Raw genomic sequence first — 17727 nt, forward strand, 5'->3', positions numbered from 1 at the left:
GTCAGTTCGTTCCCGAAACCTTTTGCTGGATGCGGCCCCCGTTCGTACTATGAAGGAGTCGTTGCTGGAGATCCTCTGTTGTCCGCTCGACAAACACGAACTGGAACTCGAGGACGCCGAGTACGAAACCGACGAAGACGACAGCGAGGAGATTATCGACGGAACGCTCGTCTGCGAAGAGTGTGGTGAACGATACCCCCTCGAAGACGGTATTCCGAACCTGCTTCCACCGGATATGCGCGAGGAGTCCCCGGCCTAACCGACCTGATTTATCGTGCCCCAGGAGGTCACCGTTCACGTCAATCGCGGGTCCACAGATTCGCTCGAGGCAGCCGTCAGTGCTCTCGAGACGCGTGGTTCGTTCAACCTGCTACTCGATGGCCACGAACGACCCGCACACGTCCACTGCCGTCTGCACGGCGACCTCGAGCGAATCGCCACGCTGGAGACGTCGAACTATTACGTCGAGACCGAGGGTGAAACGGTCGTTCCCGTTCACGTCGCTGCCGAGAATCTCGAGAGCGCAATCGAGGGGCAACTCGAGGTCGTCACGGGCTACGGTTCCGAGACGGTCACAGTGCCCGTCGTCGTCAAACCCGCACCGGGGCCAGTCGACGTCGACGAGTCACTCGCCGAACCGGCCAACCCGACACCGGAGCCGTCTCCGCTCGAGCGTGTCGTTACGACGAGTGGGCTCGATCCGGCGACTCTCGCCGTCGTCGCCCTCGGGCTCGTCGCCATCGGAATCGCGACGGTAACGGCAGCGACGGTCGGTGGAACGCTTTCGATGATCGGCGTCGGGATCGTCGCCGTCGGCTTTTGTGTCGCACTCGTTCTGTTGGTCAGATAGCGGTGAGAGTGTCGACGGTCAGCCGACGCGTTAGTCGGCGTCAGTTTCGTCTGCTCGTCTTTGGGCCGTGAATCCACCATCGTCGTCGAATCGCTTGGCACGAAGGTATCGGGCGCGGAATCGGTTCGCGCCGTCGTTGACGTCCGCTTCGCGTATCTCGTCCGTTCGTCCGTCGGCAACGGCGTCGACGATCTCTGTGAGCTGGTTGAGTTCGCTCGTCGTCAACTCGAGTTCGTACGTGTGCTCGTCCTCGGACTCGAGGATGGCCCACGATCGAGCGGCGGCGATTACGAGCGAGCACGGCTCTCGACACGGGAACTGCCCGTCGCCGCCGTCGACGTCGAGTTCGTCGTCTTCCTCGAAGTGCCACTCGCGTCGGCGAAGACACTGGGAGTCGACACAGCAGGCTTCGGTCATCCACTCGACGGCCTCGCGTGGCAGTTCGTCGACGACGTCGTAGATGCCGCTCTGGCGGTCTGCCGTCTCGAGCCAGTGGTCGACGTCGAGCATGTCGCGTTGCTCGCGATGCCAGTTAGCGACCGTCGCGGGGTAGAAGAAGCCGATCGTGTCGACGAGTTCGGCTCCCGAAAGGCCGGTGAACGCCCACCCGGAGACGAGCGTTGGAGCCGTTTTCAACGGCCGATAGCGGCCGTCCTCGTCGTGCGTTGCGAGCTCCCGTGCCGCACGCGGGTCGTCGTAGACCTCGAGTTCGGCGAGATCGGTCTCGGCGTCGTCTACGTGCCAACAGTCGTAGACGCGTTCGCTCTCGGGTCGATCGACGTCGTCGACAAGCCGTGTCGTCACAACGAGTTCGCCCCACTCCCTGTCGATTCCGTCTCGAAGCGCCTCGTCGCGCGCCGGGACCGCGACGGTTCCGTCGTCGGCTGTCACGAGGGTACGTGCCTCGGTCGTGGCGTTCTCTCCGTCGTTGGCAGTTGTTTCCCTGTCGTTGGTGTCTGTTTTCCCTTCTCTAGTATTTTCTCCGGTCTCTATCGGTGCTCGTTCACACCACCGAAGGAACGCTCGACGGGCGGTGTCCTCGCCACCGACCGTCCGTTGCCAGTAGTACCAGTTCGTGACGTACGCTGAGACTGGCTCGAGTGCTTGGGGAAGATCCGATTGCTCGAGACCCGTCTGCGTGCCGGCGGGGGTCTCGACGGTGTACCCGTCGCCGTTTCGTTCGATGGTGAGTCCGTCGAACGCGATACGCTCCTCGTCGGTGACGGTCTCGAGGATCGCTTCGAATTCGGGTGACGTTCGGTCCACGTGTCAGTCACCCGCCTCAGTCGTCGGATCGGTGGCGCTGTTGGACCCACCATCGTCTCGAAGCGACACCTCGTTTCGAACGGCCTCGAGTGCGTCGCCGACATCTGCACCGGCATCGGCAGCGCGCTCGAGGAGGACGTCGGCCATTAGTCCTTCCGTGCCGACTGCGCCGGCATACCAGATCCGGTGGTCATCGACTTCCGCCGGGACGTCCCAGCCGAGGCGGTAATCGTCGGTCAGCCCCATGTCTTCGGGGATGTCCTCTTGGGTGTGGTAGCCGTCGGCGATGAAGAGGGGGACGACGATGACGTCGTCGCTTTCGAAAAAGTCCGTGACGTCGTCGACTTCTGGCTCTTCGTCCATGAACAACGCCTCGACTTCATCAAATCGGCCCTGTTCGCGGATTCGCTCGGTGTGGTACTCGATGGCCTTCGCCGAGTTCTCGTTGCGCTCAGTGCCGTGGCCAACGACCGCGAGGCCGAATCCACCGTCGGAGAGACTCCGACGAGCCTCCGGATCTTCCGATTCGGAGACGTTCCCCACGTTGGGGTCATCGGTGACGGTTTCAGCCCGCTGGACGATTACGTCCGTCATCGCGTCGTGCGTCCCGACCGGCCCGCAGTAGTGAATCGTCTTGTCGACGTCAGTTGCCTCGAGCGTGACGGTGGAGGCAGCCGTTCCGTCGGAATCCCACTTTTCGGGGTCCCAGTCCTCGAGTCGCAACTCTCGAGGGATGACCTGTTCGGTGAAGTAGCCCTCACTGATGAACAGCGGGACGACGAACACCTCGTCGGACTCGAGGGTGCGGATTACCTCTCGAAAGTGCGGTTCTTCCTTCCAGAACGCCTCGCGAACCTCGTCGAACGCACCCGTCTCCCGAACAGTGTCTGCGTGGGCGTACGTCGGGTCCGATGCGTCGGGGTTCAGATGTGAGCCGTGCGCCGCAATAACCAGCGCTTGCATACCTTCGCCTTGGGAGTGGGACGGTTTAGCCACTTCGCTGTCGACGTTCGTCGCCGGGTTTTTGCCAGACCGGTAGGAGGATGATCGTTCTACACACTTATTGTAATTTTGAATGATATAATATAATCGATGACATTCCTATTTGTTTTGGTTAATGTTTGAAAGGTCTGTGAATTTACACCGTAGCACATGACTGGCTCCCCCCACCGTGACCGACGACCGGATGGCGGATCGGAAGTCGTCGTCGAGGAAAAGCCGAGTGAGTCAACGTCTCAGGCCATCCTCCGTGGTATTTCGACACTGGAGGACACTGGCTATTCCGACCTCGAGGTCCTCTACGAGAGTGTCGGCCCAGAATCATTAAACGAATTGATACGACACTCTCGGCGCCAGAACTGCTCTGTCTCAGTTGCGTTCAGATACGAAGGTTATAATATTTTCGTGACAACAAACGGTGAGATAACGATCACAGACACGTAACGATGTGTTACACCGTCGGGACGTCGGCTGGAACGACCACCGTCGACAGCGTCGACTCGACGCTGAGTCGTATGCGGTCGTCGACGCCAACAGTCTGAACGACGCGGTCGTCGACGACGAGACTCACGTCACCGTCGTCTCGCTCGACCGTCAGTCCGAGGTCGTCCGTCGGCAGTATCCAGTGTCGGGCTTGGGTCGCGAACGGGGCAATCGGTGCAACCGCAACAGCATCGACGGCCGTGGACAGCTGTGGCGTCTCGAGCGCACTGGCGTACCCGGACGTGCCGGCTGCGGTGGCGACGACGATCCCGTCCGCTCGGATCGTGTCGACCGTCTCGCCGCGACTCGAGAGCCCGTACTCGGAGATTCGTGCCGGTTCGTCGGTGACGAGCGTCACGTCGAAGAGGGCTCGAGTCCGGTCCTCGTCACCAGACTCGACCGGGGCGGTGGTGGTACCAGTCGAATCCGCGCGTTCTTCTTTACCGTCACGCTCGAGTGACGAGTCGGCGTCACGGCCCGAACTCACGTCGTCACCTCTCGGTTCGACCCTCACGTCGACCACTGCCTGTTCTGTGAGGGCCGCGTCCCCGTTGCGGATCGCCTCGAGTGCGGTTGGAACTGCCGTCGGCGAGACGGCGTCGATACCGACAACGTCGCCGACGGGTACGACAGGGACGGACGGTTCGGCACGTGCGAGGGCTGAGAGAGACGATTCTCCGTCGGCAATGACGAGCGTCGGGTCTGCGGCGAGAACAGTCTCTACGTCGTCGCGGACCGTCCTCACGTCGTCACTAGCGTCGATCGAGTCGCCGACCGGAAGTGCGTCGGCCTCTGGCGAGACGACGCCGACGACCACCTGCTCGTTCGGAGGCCACGCGAGGTCCATACCACCAGTTCGGGTAGCGCAGAAAAAAGCGTGCGGGGGGAAGTTACTCGTCGTACGGCCAATCGCCGGTTCGGCGCATGCCCTCGGCGAGGTTCTGCGCCTCGAGGTCGTCCGCAATCTCCGCGGGCGAACGCCGCTCGACGTCGACGGCCTCGCGTGCGAGGTGGACCGTCAGGTCGGTCAGTAAGATCGCCTGTTCGCGAAGCGTTCGCTGCTCGAGTTTTTCGAATGTGTCGGCGAAGGTGTGTCCCCAGCCCCGCCCAACGTCCTCGGACGTCGATTTGACGTGATAGCCGGGGACGCCCCACTGGACGAACGGCCAGTGATCGCTGTGAGGGCCCAATTTCGGCACGGTCTCGATCGGGTGACCGTAGCGGCTGGCGATCTCGTCCGCAGCAGCCTCGAGATCGTCGAATCCGTGGGTGGTGAACGAGAGCGTTCGATCACGGACGACGCCGTCGTTGTTGACGATGGCCGTGATCGTGTCGTGATCGGTCGTCTCGGCGTGGTACGCAGAGCCGACGAGGCCGACTTCCTCCGCGCCGTAGGCGACGAACTCGACGCGCGTCTCGAGGTCGTCTTCGCGCGCAGCGAGTGCGTTCGCGATCTCGAGAACCATCGCCGTTCCAGCCCCGTTGTCGAGTGCCCCCTCTGCGATGTCGTGGGCGTCGACGTGACTCGTCACGAGCACGCGTTCGTCCGTCTCCGGGCCGAGTTCCGCGTGGACGTTCTGGCTCTCGGCCGCGTGGATATCTGCGTCGATCGTCAGTTCGATTTCGTCGCCGTCGAATCGACGAGCCAATCGCGCGCCGGTCTCACTCGAGACGCCGACGGCCGGAATCTCGCCGATTGGATCGTCTTCGGTCCCCACGCTTCCCGTCGGTGGGAGACAGCCTTCGACGTGATTTCGGTAGATGAACCCGACAGCACCGCTCTCGACGGCGTTATAGTACTTCTCTCGGCGGTGAATGTAGCGCTCGTAGTGGCCCGGAATGTCGCTTCGCACCATGACGATCGTCCCCTCGAGATCGGTCTCGGCGAAGTCCTCGGGCAGTCCGTAGCCGAGGTCGACCAGTGGTGCCGTGACCTGATCGGACGGACTTCGAGGGAGGGCGATACACTCCTGTGTCGTCTCGCCGGCCTCGATCGAACTGTCGCCGCGCGTCCAGCCCTGAATCTCGAACGACTCGAGGCGGGCGTTTCGTGCCCCTGCCTCCTCGAGTGCGTCACGCGTTCGTTCGGCGGCGACTCGTTCGCCGTCACTGCCCGCCATTCTGGTCTCAAGATCGACGAGTGTCTCGAGGTGGTTCCAGCCAACGTCGCTCGTAAACACTTCACTGATCCACGATGTCATATGCTTACACAGAACGGAGGAGTGGGTAATTGTACCGTTCGCGGAAGAGATAGTTTCACTACTGACAAGTGAAACTGGGAATCTTTTTTACGCCACTCTCTCACGATTCGAGTATGCGGGAGACGCTTGCCGACTGGCGCCCGGCTATTGACGACGCAATCGCCGATCTGGTCCCACGCGAGATCGACGACGAGTACCTCGAGTCGTACTTCGGCGAACCGACGTACGAGTACGACCCATACGCCGTCCAGCGATCGCTCTCGACGCCGCTTTGGGACTTGCTCGATCGAGGGGGGAAACGCTGGCGGGCCGTGCTCTTTCTCGTCTTCATCGAGGGGTTCGGCGAAGATCCCGCCGAATACGTCCACTACGCCTGTATACCCGAGATCCTCCACAACGGGACGATCATCGTCGACGACGTCGAAGACGGCGCAACGATCCGTCGGGGTGAGCGAGCGCTCCACCACCTCTACGGACAGGACATCGCCCTCAACGCGGGCAACGCGTTGTACTTCCTGCCGCTGAAAGTCCTGAGCGACCGGGCGGACGAGATTCCAGCGGATCGTCGTCTCGAGGCCTTCGAGATGCTCATGTACGAACTCAATCGAACCCACCTCGGACAGGGGATGGACATCTGCTGGCACAACGAACACGCCACCCGCGCTACGCCCGAGCAATACCTCGAGATGTGTGCGTGCAAGACGGGGTGTCTCGCGCGGATCGTCGCCCGTCTCGCGGCGATCCTCACCGACCAACCTGCCGAAGTCGAGCAGGCTGTCGCCACCTACGCTGAACTGACGGCCGTCGCCTTCCAGATCGGCGACGATATTCTCGACGTCGAACACTCTCTGGGCAGAGCCGGCGACTTCGGCAAGGAGTTCGGTAACGACATCCGCGAAGGCAAGCAAACGTTGCTGGTCATCCACGCCCTCCAGGAGAGCGACCCCGATCAGGCCGAGCGTCTCCAGAACATTCTGAGTGCCGACTCGAACACCGACGAGGAAGTCGCGGCGGCCCTCTCGATCATCGAGGACGCCGGCAGCCTCGAGTACGCGCGCGAACGCGCCCTCGAACTCTCAGCACAGGCCCGTCGCGAAATCGACGCCCTCGAGTTCGACGAGGAGACCACCCGAAAGCTCCGGGAGTTCACCGAGTTCGTGATCGAACGCGAGGAATAACACCCAGTATTCCACCGGAAACCACAACAGTCTCGGTTGCCTCCGTCTAACACTGGCCCGTGAGCGTCGACCGAGAACCGGGCAACCGACGGCGACTCGTAGGAACGCTCCTCGCAGCGACTGCCGTCGCCACCGTCGGTGGGGCACTCCTCGGCTTCTTCCTTCCGACGGCCGTTGGCCTCGAGGAACTGGTCGTCCTCGAGATGACGGTGCCGATCACGCCCTCGTCGGTCGGCTTGTACGCGGGCGTAATCGTCGGCGTCTTTCTCCTCACGCTGGGTCTCGTCGTCGCTGCGGTCTCACACTTCGACGACGAGACCGTCTGATTGCTCGCCCTCGCGCAGTCGGGGGAATTATGCGCGCTCGCCGGAAACCGGCCGGTATGTCGTTCGCAGACGTTCTCGTCGTCAGCGCCGTCGCCATGGTAGGGGTTGGTATCGTCACCGGTAGCATCACTATCGTGCGGACCGGCATGCGACGAGTTCGGACGGTTCGAACGATTCGCGAGAACGGTCCGACGCCAGTGGGTGAACTCACCACGACCACGGACCCGATCAGGGTCGATGGGATTGTACGGGCAAGCGAAGACGGAACGCTCGAGGCGCCGCTTTCTGGCGACTCGTGCGTGGCGTACGCCGTCGACGCTCGGTCAGTGGTCGAAGCGAGTGACGGCGGCGAGCGCGCAGCAAGCGAACACACCGCCGCCGACGTCGTCCGTCAGCGAGACGGACAGGCGACGGGCCGAACGCGATTCGTCGTCGAAGACGAGTACGACGCCGTCTCGGTCGACCCGTCGAACGCCACGCTCTCGCTCTCGGGCGGACAGCCAAGCGCCGACCCCGACTCACAGACACCGTCGTGGACCGCCGAACGAGCCCTTTCCCAGCCAGCGAGACGTCGACTCGAGGATGAGAATCTCCTTCGTCCCGGCGATTTCGGCGGAGGCGACACCAGAACCTCCAGTGTTCACGACGGTCACGAACCGAGCGACCAGAGCGGCGGTATCGTCCGTCAGTACCGCGAACGACGCCTCGGGCCCGGCGATGACGTCTCCGTGCTCGGTGGCCGCGTCGTCGACTCGAGTGACTCTGTCGGTGCCGTCGGTTACAATGAGTCCGCTGGCACCGTCAGTCCCAGTGAACCCGTTGGCACCGTCAGTGCTGATGAGACTGGCTGGTTCGAAATCTCGAACGTGGGTCACTTCGACGTGCTCGCAGCCAAGCGACGAACCGGCACCATGTACGTCCTCTTCGGCGGCTTACTCCTCGTTCCGGGGCTCGGCTTCTCGCTGGCGGGACTCGTCGGCCTTCTTTCGACGCTCGTCTTGTAGCGAATCTGGTGGTGAGGGGCTTACGCGAGTCCGATCTCCTCGCTGTACGCACCGTGTGCGTCCTCGAAGACTTGCATGATCTCGCCTACCGTCGCGTACGCTTTCACGGCCTCGACGAGCACCGGAATGGTGTTTTCACCGCGGTCGATCGTACGTTGGAGTTCCTCGAGTGCGTCCTCGACAGCCGCGTCGTCTCGCTGGGCTTTGACCTGCTCGAGGCGCTCGAGTTGGCGTTCGGCCGTCGTCTCGTCGATCTTGAGCGTTTCTGGGCTGGTGTCTTCCTCGAGGGTGAACTCGTTGACGCCGACGACGACCTCTTCGCCGCGCTCGACGCGTTCTTGGTACTCGTAGGAGGCGTCCTGAATCTCGCGGAGGAAGTAGCCGTCGTCGATCCCCTTCAAGACGCCGTCGCGCATGGACCCCTCACCCATCTCGCGAATCTCCGTCAAGTAGCGCATCGTTCGCTCTTCGGTTTCGTCGGTGAGGGCTTCGACTGCAAAACTGCCGCCCATCGGATCGACGATGTCTGCGGCACCCGACTCCTCGGCGATGATCTGCTGGGTGCGGAGTGCGACTCGGACGGCGTCTTCGGAGGGAAGGGCGAGCGCTTCGTCGAAACTGTTCGTGTGCAGAGACTGCGTCCCGCCGAGGACGCCCGCGAGCGCCTGAATCGTCACTCGAACGACGTTATTCATCGGTTGTTGAGCCGTCAGCGATTGGCCCGCGGTCTGGGTGTGGAACTTCAGTTGCTTCGATTCGTCTCGGCCCGCGTCGTACCACTCGTCCATCACCCGGGCGTAGATCCGTCTGGCCGCCCGGTACTTGGCGATCTCCTCGAAAAAGGAGTTGTGGCAGTTGAAGAAAAAGGAGAGTCGCGGCGCGAACTCGTCGACGGTGAGTCCGCGGTCCATCGCGTCCTCGACGTACGCGAAGCCGTCGGCGAGCGTGAAGGCGAGTTCTTGCACGGCCGTGGAACCGGCCTCACGGATGTGGTACCCGGAAACCGAAATTGGGTGGAATTTCGGCGTCTCTTCCGTGCTGAACTCGAGGACGTCCGTCACGAGTTTGAGGGAAGGCTCCGGTGGAACGACCCACTCCTTTTGGGCGATGAACTCCTTGAACATGTCGTTCTGGAGGGTGCCACGGATGTTCTCGCGGGGAACTCCCTGCTGGTCCGCCATCGCGATGTACATCGCGTAGATCACCGGCGCGGAGGGGTTGATCGTAAACGAAGTCGAAATCTCCTCGAGATCGATACCGTCGAAGAGGATCTCCATATCCCGCAGGGTATCGACGGCGACGCCCTCTTTGCCGATCTCGCCCTCGCTCATGCGGTCGTCCGAGTCGAGTCCCATGAGTGTCGGCATGTCGAACGCCACCGAGAGTCCGGTCTGTCCCTCGTTGATCAGGTAATGAAACCGCTCATTGGTCTCCTCTGCGGTCCCGAAACCGGCGAATTGACGCATCGTCCACGTGCGTCCGCGGTACATCGTCGGGTAGGGGCCGCGAGTGTAGGGTTCCTCGCCCGGAAAGCCCAGGTCCTCGAGGTAATCGAGGTCCGCGACGTCCTCGGGCGTGTACAGGCGATCCACGTCGATATTCGAGACGGTCGCGAAGTTATCCTGTCGTTCACCGTGACGCTCGAGGACCGGATCGAGCGTGTCAGTCTCCCACTTCTCGCCAGACTCTCGAATCGCCTCGAGGTCCTCGTCGTCGTACATGCTCGTAATATTTGCCACCGACCGATGTAAGGATTCGGGAGCCAACAGGTTGGGACGAGACTCCTCATCGAGTTGTGAGATAGACTTCCGCGACGACTATGCTAGCGAGATTGGAGACGTTTCGTCGTCTGGACGAGCGGGTGACGCGCGTAGTCGACGATGTCGATATCGTCGATTTGCTCGAGTTCTTCTTTTTCGGCTGTCTCGGCCATGCCGAGATCGATTTCGTGATCGACGACGATGACGTAGGCGTCCATCTCGTCGATGCCGAGGCGGTCCGAGGCGAGTACCCGGTGGTGGCCGTCTGCGAGCAATAAGGTCCCATCGTTGTCGATGACAACTAACGGCTCTGCGAGGCCGCGTTCGAGTTCGTAGCGCCGTCCCTCGAGTTCGTCTGCGTAGACGCGCCCCTGTGTCGGCGTGAGTTCCGCCAGCGAGACCGTTCGGCGTTCTTGCGTTAAATTCGTGTTGTGGATCTGTTCGAGCGTCCGCATCAGCTTCCCGACCTTCTCGGGCGTCGCGCGTTCGATCTGGCTACGGATCACGTCGGCGTTCGAGATGATTCCGACGAGGTTACCTGCGTCGTCGACGACGGGAAGTTTCTGGATTCCCGAACGGAGGATGACGCGGGCGGCGTCGGTTACTTTCATATCCGGGTGTGCGACCAGCAGGTCTGTCGTCATCACCTTGAAAATCGGTTCGCCGTCGTCGGCCAGTAACAGGTCTCGAGCGCTGACGAATCCTTCGACGCGTCGTCGTTCACAGACGGGGAAACCGCTGTGCTCGTCGCTGCCAGCGATTCGCTCCGCGACGTCACCGACGGTTTCATCGGGGGTGACGGTCACGACATCGCGCGTCATGTACTCGTTGACCTGGGGCTTCGTTCCGTCCGACGCGACCTCCATAGCAGGTTCCACGGTCTCCGCGCGCAAAAGCGTGTCTTCCCGTCGCTCTCACTCGATCGAGTCCGTCTCCTGAGCCAATCGGGTTCGATGCGGAGTGGTCGCCCGTCTCGGTGTCACTGGGACTCTTCGCCCCGTTGCTTTCCGTCGTCGGCCGTCGGTGGCCCCTCGGTTTCGCCCTCTTCGATATCGAACAGCCACTGACTCGTCTGGGAGTACGCGCCAACTGAGGACCCTGGTTGAGTGTCGATCGCCTCGAGGAATCGGTTCGTGATCACCTCTTCGACGACGCTCACGATCGATTCGACCTCGTCTTCGTCGTCTGCGCTGGCGAGAATGCCGACCTCGAGTTGGGCACCGGCCATCCCGGCGTGTCCACCGGCGCTGCCGATTCGTTCGAAGGCGTCTCGAAGCGTTTCGCCGAGGTCGATATCGCTCCCCCGCGAGCGCGCGGAGAGAAACGCCATCTCGTCTTTGAAGCCGAAGACGAGCGTCGACTCGATTCCATCCATCGCCAGCAACTGATCGGCAGCCTGTGGTAAGGCATCGCGGTTGTTGATCTGGCCGACGCTCGCGACGGCGACTGAGTCGTGTTGAATGCGATTCTTGATGGCCCGCGCGATGGTCTCTAAAATCTCCCCCTCGATTGTCGGCTGTTCGATCTGCTCGAGGAGCGAGACGTCGACGTGTGGCCAGAGGATCGACGCGGCTTCGAAATCGGCCGGTGAAACCTCCCGGCTGAAATCGTTCGTATCGATTCGAATGCCATAGAGCAGCGCCGTCGCCGTCGACTCCCGGGGCTCGAGGCGAAAGCGAGTGAGATAATCCGTCATGACGGTACTCGTCGCACCGGCCTGTTCTCGAAGGTCGACGAAGTCGCCCGGAACCGGCCCGCGTGGAGGGTGGTGGTCGATGACGATATCGACGTGAAGATCCTCGGGGAGTTGGTCGTTGACCCCCGGACGGGAGTGATCGACCAGTGCGAACGCCTCGTACTCCTCGAGTGAATCGTCGGGCGAGAGGTTACGCAAGTCGAGACCGAGCAAGTTGACCATCGCTCGATTCTCCTGGTGGGAGATATCGCCGAAGTAGCAGGCATCCGCCTCGACGCCGACCTCGGCGGCGATGTCGACGAGCGTGACGGCGCTCGCGATGGCGTCCGGATCAGGGTTGTCGTGCATGAAGACGCCCAGGCGTCCGTCAATCGCCGTCAGGTGCTTGCGGAGACCGATCGCGGCCCCGGCCGACGGTCGGGCGACGCCGTCGATGATGTGTGAAACCATCGCGTCCGTCGCATCGAGGACGTGATCTGCCAGGTTCTCGAACACCCGCCGGTCGGATTCCGTCGCGTTCCCGCCGAGGTAGGCGACGATCGACGCCATCGGGAAGCGCTCGCGCGCTCGCTCGAGGGCGACGCGGTTGACGTCGGTGCGGTCGCTTCCGATGAAAATGACGTCCGGCCGCTCGATGTTGGCGATCATCGACGGGTCGGTCGGATCGCCCGCTCGAGCCGGAATGCTCTCGTCGCGAAGCGCTTCCACGACGCTTTCGTTCTCGGTGACGACGTGGAGTCGGTCGCTGTCATCACCGGTGCGCTCGGGTATCTGCTCGACCACCTGGCGGCCGACCGTCGTACACCCGAGCACGAGCCGAAAAACCATATACCGCGCTTTGCAATTCCGATGGGGAAAAGCTACCGGGTTCAGTTCAGCAGCGCCGTCGCCGCCTCGAGGGCGGCGTCGACGACCGGGCCGAAGCCGGGGAGGATGACGATCGTCATCACCGCGGCGACGACGATTGCCGCGTAGAGTCCCGTCGGCTTCGCGAGTCGGTCACGCGTTGTCGCGGGCTCTTCGATCCAGAGCGCCTTGACCAGCCGCGAGTAGTAGAACAGCGAGAGCGCGCTGTTGACGACGAGCGCGGCGGCCACCGCGAGCATCGCGGTGTTCGTCGCGGCTGCCTCGAGCGAGCCCATGAACAGGAAGAACTTGCTGAAGAAGCCGCCAAACGGCGGGATGCCCGCGAGGCTGAACATGAAGACGGCCATCGCCCCGCAGGCCACGGGTGCCCGCGCGGAGAGGCCGTTGTAGTCCTCGAAGGTCCGCCCGACGCCCCAGTGTTCGGCCAGCGCGACGAACAAGAACGCGCCGGTGTTCATGAAGCCGTAGACGAGCAGGTGCATCATCGCCGCGCCCATGACGAGTTCGCCGCCGTCGACGGTGAGACCCGCGAGGCCGATCAGCGCGTAGCCGGCGTGGCCGATCGAGGAGTACGCGAGCATCCGCTTGACGTTGTTCTGGGTCGCCGCGGCGAAGTTCCCGAGCGTCATCGTGACGATGGCGAGGATGATGAACGCGATCGTCCAATCGAAGCCAATCGCGACGCGCATCTCCTCACCGAGCGGGAACGCTTCCGTGAACACCCGAAAGAGCACGACGAAGCCGGCCGCTTTCGACGCCGAAGAGAGGAAAGCACTGACGGGTGCGGGCGCGCCTTCGTAGGCTTCCGGTGCCCAGAAGTGGAAGGGCACGCTCGCCGTCTTGAACGCGAAGCCACCGATCAACAGCAGGATGCCGAGTCCGAGCAACCCGCCGTAGTCGGCCGCCTCACCCTCGAGGATGACGTTCGCGATCGCGGACAACTCGAGGTAGCCCGTCGCGCCGTAGACCAGCGAGATGCCGTAGACGAAGATCGCCGACGACAGCGCGCCGATCAGGAAGTACTTCAGCCCGGCTTCGACGCTGCCGCGATTATCCTTGAGAATCGCCACGAGCGCGTACGACGGCAGGCTCGCCAGCTCGAGCGCGATGAAGATCGTCACGAGGCTGTCGGCCGCCGCGAGCAGCGACATTCCCGACGCGGCGAGGATGATCAGCGAGTAGTACTCGGCCTGGTAGGCGTGATCGACCAGGTAATCGTAGCTGGCGACCACGACCAGCGCCGTCACGATCGCGACGATGATCATGAAGAACAGCGCGAGCTGGTCGACGACGAAGCCGTGGATCGGATCGATCTCGCCGAGACCGCCGTCTGCGGTCGGCGTGCCGACGCCGGCGACGGTGAACCACGCGGCGACGGCGAGCGATGCGAGCGAGCCGCCGGCAGCAGTGGCGGCGATCAGCGATCGGTTCGTGGAGTGGGGCGAGATGCTATCGAAGACGAACAACACCAGCGCCGTGCCCACGAGGAGCAAGGCCGGTGCGAGTGCAGCCCACTCGGGGAGTTGTAACGGTTCCATTAGCTGTCACCTCCGTTCTCGAGAATCGGATCGACGGCATCGGTTATCATCTCGAAGATCAGGTCCGGTGCGACGCCCAGCAGGATGATCAATCCGAGCAACACGAACATCGGTGCGACGTCGTGTAGCGGGGCGCGAGTCACGTCGTAGTCGGTCTCGAGTTCGTAGGGGCCGAAAACGGCCCGCTGGAGCGCGAAGAGCAGGTAGCCGGCGACGATGACGATTCCGAACATCGCAAGCGCGGTGAACACCTGCGAGTACGCGAGCGCCTCGGAGCCGAAGGCCCCGAAGAAGATCGTGAACTCGCCGAAGAACCCGCTCATCAGCGGCAGTCCCATGTAGCCGAACGCGCCGGCGATGAGGATGCCGACGGCGATTGGCATTCGGTCGGCGACGCCGGACATGTCGGTGACGAGGCGGGTGTGGGTCGCGTTGTAGATCACGCCGACGGCCATGAACATCAGCCCCGAGATGAGGCCGTGTGAGACCATCTGGAACGTCGCGCCACCGACGCCGAAGTGGGTGAACGCGATCAAGCCGAGGATCACGTAGCCCATCGACGACACCGAGGAGTACGCCACGATCCGTTTCAGGTCGGTCTGTGCGAGCGCGAGCATCGCGCCGTAGATGACGCTGATGACCGCAATTGCGGCGATCGGCACCGCGTAGGTCTCGACCTGCTCGGGGAACATCGTGAAGTTGAACCGGAGCAGGGCGTAGGTACCCATCTTCAGGAGAACGCCCGCCAGCAACACCGACGCGGGCGTCGGTGCCTGCACGTGAGCGTCCGGTAGCCACGTGTGGAACGGCACGACCGGCACCTTCACCGCAAAGCCGAGGAACATCGCGATGAACACGACCGCGGCGAGCGTCGATCCCTCGAGGCCAAAGAGGCCGTCGGGGCCGCCCTCGAGCATCGCCGTCGCGATCTCCGGCAGGGCAAAGCTCGTGACGTCGCCGAGACCGAGGACGAGCGCGATGAACGCACCGAACATCACGAGCGAGGCGACGTTCGTGTAGACGAAGAACTTGATTGCCGCGTACTTCCGGCGCGGGCCGCCCCAGACCCCGATCAGTAGGTACATCGGAATGAGGACGGCCTCCCAGAAGATGAACCAGAGGAAGAAATCGAGCGCGGTGAAGACGCCGATCAGGTTCGCCTCGATGAAGAGCACGAGGCCGTAGAATTGGGACTCGCGCTCGTCGATCGGCGTCCAGGAACTCATGATCGCGAGCGAACAGAGTATCGTGGTCAACACGACGAGTGGCAGGCTAATGCCGTCGACGCCGACGAACCACGAGATGGAGTACTCGCCGAGTTGGATCCACTCGAGGTGGGATTCGAAGGCGAGCGTGCCGTCGATCAACGCGTTGCCGCTGCCGTCGAAGGTCGCGAACATCCAGAGGCTGAGGGCGACAGGAATCAGGCTGATAGCGAACGCCAGTTTGCCCGCCACGCGATTCGGCGCGATGAACGTGAGGAGTGCGCCGACCAGTGCGACTGCGATTAGTGCTTCGATCATCATCAGAACCACCCTCCGTAGACGCCGAGAACGGCCAGTAAGGCGACGACGCCCGCGACGATCAACGCCGCGTAGTTCGTCACGAGCCCGGTCTGTATGCGTTTCACCCAGTTACTGCCGAACAGACTGACACTCGAGACGCCGTCGACCGTCCCGTCGATGACGGTCTGGTCGAATCGGTTCGCGGCTCGAGCGAGTGGCAGCGCGACGCCGCGAGCGAGCCAGACCTGGAACTCGTCCTGGTAGTAGTTGTCCTCGACGATCTTGCGAGCGCCACCCAGTCGTTCCTTGTGAGCGACCGGTTCGGGGACGTTGTAGAGCTTCCAGGCGAGTCCAGCCCCGGAGAATGCAAGGAGTAATGACAGGCCGGCAGCGACGAGCACTGTCACCTGCTCGGAGCCGATGACGCCGCTCTCGAAGGCGATCATCTCACTGTACGCGCTGTAGGTGAGCGCGTCGATCGCACCGTACTCGCCGTCGAGCCAGTGCTCTAAGAACGTGATGTCAACGCCGACGATTTTGGCGACCGGCGCGAGATTCGCGGCACCCGCAACGAGCGCGAGCACGCCGAGCGTGATGAGTGGCACCTTGACGCTCCAGCCTACCGGATGTGGGTCTTCTGCCGCTTCCGAACGTGGCTCACCGTGGAAGGTCAAGAAGACCATCCGGAAGGTGTAGAAGCCAGTGAAGAAGACGGCCGCGAGCCCCATCGCGTACGCCGCGAGGATAACAGGCTCCTCGAGGCCGACGATCATGGCGTCGTAGAGGATCTCGTCTTTGGACCAAAAGCCCGAGAATGGGATGATCCCGGCGAGCGCGAGTGCGCCCGCGAGGAACGTGTAGTAGGTGACGGGCGCTTTGTCCTTCAACCCGCCCATCTTCCACATGTCCTGTTCGTGGTGCATGAGGATGATGACGGCACCGGCACCGAGGAACAAGAGCGCCTTGAAGAAGGCGTGGTTCATGAGGTGGAAGACCCCGGCGACGTAGCCGCCGACGCCGAGGCCGAGCATCATGTAGCCGTACTGGCTGATCGTCGAGTACGCCAGTACTTGCTTGATGTCGTCTTTGACGACGCCCATCGTTGCGGCGAAGAGCGCGGTAAAGCCGCCGACGAACGCGATAATCGCGAGTGCGGTGGGCGACAGCGCGTAGTAGCCGAACATCCGGGCGACGAGGTAGACACCTGCTGCGACCATCGTCGCTGCGTGAATCAGTGCAGAGACGGTGGTCGGGCCTTCCATCGCGTCCGGAAGCCACGTGTGAAGCGGGAACTGAGCCGACTTGCCCAGCACGCCGCCGAGCACGAGTAACCCGGTGATCGTCACCCAGGTCTCAGCGCCGAACCCGAAGAGCGTCTCGCCGTCGTTGATCGCCGTTTCTGCGGCCGTGACGAACGAGTCGTCGCCGGCGAAGCCGACCGTGCCGAACGTTGCAGCGATGGCAACGACCCCAATCAGGAAGAAGTAGTCCCCGAATCGAGTGACGAGGAACGCCTTCTTCGCGGCTGAAGGGGCCGACTTCGTGCGGAACCAGAAGCCGATTAGCAGGTACGAACACAGGCCCACGAGCTCGAAGAACATGAACGCCATTAGCAGGTTGTCCGAGTAGACGAACGCGAGCATGCTGAATGTAAACAGGCCGAGACTGGCGTAGTAGCGCGGGAGCCCGGTCTCGCCTTCGGCGTTCATGTAGCCGAGGCTGAACACGTGGACGAGAAACGCCACGAGCGAAACGATAACCAGCATGAGCGCCGCCAGCGGATCGATCAGGATACCGAAGGTGAACTCGATTCCATCGGCACCGACCTCGCTTGCGGCTTCACCGCTTGTCCACTCGTAGAGCGTCTCGTTGTACACTTCGCCGCTCGCGACCACCGCGAGCATCCACAGCGAGAACAGCAGTGACGCTGCCGTCGCTGCGATGCCCGGAATCGCCCCCTTCTTCGGCAACCACTTGCCGAAGACGAGCGCGACCACGAAGGCCACCAGCGGGAACGCCGCTATCGCCGGCGCGTAGGAGAATGCCCCTTCCAT

16 protein-coding genes are annotated in these 17727 nt (G+C 62.7%); 6 read left to right on the plus strand and 10 right to left on the minus strand.

Annotated elements, in window-relative coordinates; translation table 11 throughout:
- Window positions 1-49: 49 nt before the first annotated feature.
- Together BLW62_RS02145 and BLW62_RS02150 are read left to right on the plus strand one after the other, a co-directional pair.
- A complete protein-coding gene (locus BLW62_RS02145) occupies window positions 50-259 on the plus strand; it encodes a methytransferase partner Trm112 (protein WP_090504517.1) in 210 nt (69 codons plus the stop codon).
- 15 nt (window positions 260-274) lie between these two features.
- Window positions 275-850, plus strand: a complete 576-nt coding sequence (locus BLW62_RS02150) for a DUF7524 family protein (RefSeq protein WP_090504520.1) — start codon at window positions 275-277, stop codon at window positions 848-850.
- Between the two features lie 30 nt (window positions 851-880).
- Here BLW62_RS02150 and BLW62_RS02155 read toward each other — a convergent pair whose 3' ends face one another.
- Both BLW62_RS02155 and BLW62_RS02160 read right to left on the minus strand, forming a co-directional pair.
- Entirely contained in the window at window positions 881-2116 is a 1236-nt protein-coding gene (locus BLW62_RS02155; RefSeq protein ID WP_090504523.1) for a DR2241 family protein, read from the minus strand.
- Between the two features lie 3 nt (window positions 2117-2119).
- Entirely contained in the window at window positions 2120-3079 is a 960-nt protein-coding gene (locus tag BLW62_RS02160) for a CbiX/SirB N-terminal domain-containing protein (protein ID WP_090504527.1), read from the minus strand.
- Window positions 3080-3268: 189 nt separating this feature from the next.
- Here BLW62_RS02160 and BLW62_RS19180 point away from each other — a divergent pair, with 189 nt between their 5' ends.
- The gene (locus BLW62_RS19180; protein WP_175459659.1) at window positions 3269-3559 is read left to right on the plus strand and encodes a HalOD1 output domain-containing protein; all 291 of its coding nucleotides are present in this window, start codon (window positions 3269-3271) and stop codon (window positions 3557-3559) included.
- A gap of 7 nt (window positions 3560-3566) precedes the next feature.
- Here BLW62_RS19180 and BLW62_RS02165 read toward each other — a convergent pair whose 3' ends face one another.
- A complete protein-coding gene (locus tag BLW62_RS02165) occupies window positions 3567-4445 on the minus strand; it encodes an NAD(+)/NADH kinase (protein ID WP_090504530.1) in 879 nt (292 codons plus the stop codon).
- Between the two features lie 43 nt (window positions 4446-4488).
- Window positions 4489-5799, minus strand: a complete 1311-nt coding sequence (locus BLW62_RS02170; protein WP_090504533.1) for a M28 family peptidase — start codon at window positions 5797-5799, stop codon at window positions 4489-4491.
- Window positions 5800-5912: 113 nt separating this feature from the next.
- On the opposite strand from BLW62_RS02170, the gene BLW62_RS02175 reads away from it, so the two are divergent.
- Genes BLW62_RS02175 through BLW62_RS02185 form a run of 3 tightly spaced genes read left to right on the plus strand, consistent with a single transcriptional unit; the run spans window position 5913 to window position 8307 of the window.
- Window positions 5913-6977 (plus strand): polyprenyl synthetase family protein, encoded by a 1065-nt coding sequence (locus BLW62_RS02175; RefSeq protein ID WP_090504536.1) that lies wholly within the window; start codon window positions 5913-5915, stop codon window positions 6975-6977.
- A 59-nt stretch (window positions 6978-7036) separates the two neighbouring features.
- Window positions 7037-7303: a hypothetical protein gene (locus tag BLW62_RS02180; protein WP_090504539.1), complete on the plus strand. Its 267-nt coding sequence runs from the start codon at window positions 7037-7039 to the stop codon at window positions 7301-7303.
- A gap of 56 nt (window positions 7304-7359) precedes the next feature.
- Window positions 7360-8307 (plus strand): hypothetical protein, encoded by a 948-nt coding sequence (locus BLW62_RS02185; RefSeq protein WP_090504542.1) that lies wholly within the window; start codon window positions 7360-7362, stop codon window positions 8305-8307.
- A gap of 20 nt (window positions 8308-8327) precedes the next feature.
- Here BLW62_RS02185 and BLW62_RS02190 read toward each other — a convergent pair whose 3' ends face one another.
- The 6 genes from BLW62_RS02190 to nuoL form a co-directional block, all read right to left on the minus strand.
- Window positions 8328-10028 (minus strand): acyl-CoA mutase large subunit family protein, encoded by a 1701-nt coding sequence (locus BLW62_RS02190; protein WP_090504546.1) that lies wholly within the window; start codon window positions 10026-10028, stop codon window positions 8328-8330.
- A 101-nt stretch (window positions 10029-10129) separates the two neighbouring features.
- The gene (locus tag BLW62_RS02195; RefSeq protein ID WP_090504549.1) at window positions 10130-10933 is read right to left on the minus strand and encodes a CBS domain-containing protein; all 804 of its coding nucleotides are present in this window, start codon (window positions 10931-10933) and stop codon (window positions 10130-10132) included.
- 113 nt (window positions 10934-11046) lie between these two features.
- On the minus strand, window positions 11047-12591 hold the full coding sequence (locus BLW62_RS02200) for a DHH family phosphoesterase (RefSeq protein ID WP_090504552.1): 1545 nt from the start codon (window positions 12589-12591) through the stop codon (window positions 11047-11049).
- Window positions 12592-12632: 41 nt separating this feature from the next.
- Entirely contained in the window at window positions 12633-14168 is a 1536-nt protein-coding gene (locus BLW62_RS02205; protein WP_090504555.1) for an NADH-quinone oxidoreductase subunit N, read from the minus strand.
- Window positions 14168-15694 (minus strand): complex I subunit 4 family protein, encoded by a 1527-nt coding sequence (locus BLW62_RS02210; protein WP_090504557.1) that lies wholly within the window; start codon window positions 15692-15694, stop codon window positions 14168-14170. Before BLW62_RS02210 ends, BLW62_RS02205 begins: the two co-directional genes overlap by 1 nt.
- A complete protein-coding gene (gene nuoL, locus BLW62_RS02215; protein WP_090504560.1) occupies window positions 15694-17727 on the minus strand; it encodes an NADH-quinone oxidoreductase subunit L in 2034 nt (677 codons plus the stop codon). The genes BLW62_RS02210 and nuoL overlap by 1 nt, the downstream gene beginning before the upstream one ends.

Origin of the sequence: Natronorubrum sediminis (assembly GCF_900108095.1) — an archaeon.
GTDB classification, from domain to species: domain Archaea; phylum Halobacteriota; class Halobacteria; order Halobacteriales; family Natrialbaceae; genus Natronorubrum; species Natronorubrum sediminis.

What these genes read in the sequence shown, in the direction of transcription:
- BLW62_RS02145 (WP_090504517.1), top strand. Translation starts at nt 50, where the DNA reads ATGAAGGAGTCGTTGCTGGAGATCCTCTGTTGTCCGCTCGACAAACAC.
- BLW62_RS02160 (WP_090504527.1), bottom strand. Translation starts at nt 3,079, where the DNA reads ATGCAAGCGCTGGTTATTGCGGCGCACGGCTCACATCTGAACCCCGAC.
- BLW62_RS19180 (WP_175459659.1), top strand. Translation starts at nt 3,269, where the DNA reads ATGACTGGCTCCCCCCACCGTGACCGACGACCGGATGGCGGATCGGAA.
- BLW62_RS02165 (WP_090504530.1), bottom strand. Translation starts at nt 4,445, where the DNA reads ATGGACCTCGCGTGGCCTCCGAACGAGCAGGTGGTCGTCGGCGTCGTC.
- BLW62_RS02170 (WP_090504533.1), bottom strand. Translation starts at nt 5,799, where the DNA reads ATGACATCGTGGATCAGTGAAGTGTTTACGAGCGACGTTGGCTGGAAC.
- BLW62_RS02175 (WP_090504536.1), top strand. Translation starts at nt 5,913, where the DNA reads ATGCGGGAGACGCTTGCCGACTGGCGCCCGGCTATTGACGACGCAATC.
- BLW62_RS02185 (WP_090504542.1), top strand. Translation starts at nt 7,360, where the DNA reads ATGTCGTTCGCAGACGTTCTCGTCGTCAGCGCCGTCGCCATGGTAGGG.
- BLW62_RS02190 (WP_090504546.1), bottom strand. Translation starts at nt 10,028, where the DNA reads ATGTACGACGACGAGGACCTCGAGGCGATTCGAGAGTCTGGCGAGAAG.
- BLW62_RS02195 (WP_090504549.1), bottom strand. Translation starts at nt 10,933, where the DNA reads ATGGAGGTCGCGTCGGACGGAACGAAGCCCCAGGTCAACGAGTACATG.
- BLW62_RS02200 (WP_090504552.1), bottom strand. Translation starts at nt 12,591, where the DNA reads ATGGTTTTTCGGCTCGTGCTCGGGTGTACGACGGTCGGCCGCCAGGTG.
- BLW62_RS02205 (WP_090504555.1), bottom strand. Translation starts at nt 14,168, where the DNA reads ATGGAACCGTTACAACTCCCCGAGTGGGCTGCACTCGCACCGGCCTTG.
- BLW62_RS02210 (WP_090504557.1), bottom strand. Translation starts at nt 15,694, where the DNA reads ATGATGATCGAAGCACTAATCGCAGTCGCACTGGTCGGCGCACTCCTC.
- nuoL (WP_090504560.1), bottom strand. Translation starts at nt 17,727, where the DNA reads ATGGAAGGGGCATTCTCCTACGCGCCGGCGATAGCGGCGTTCCCGCTG.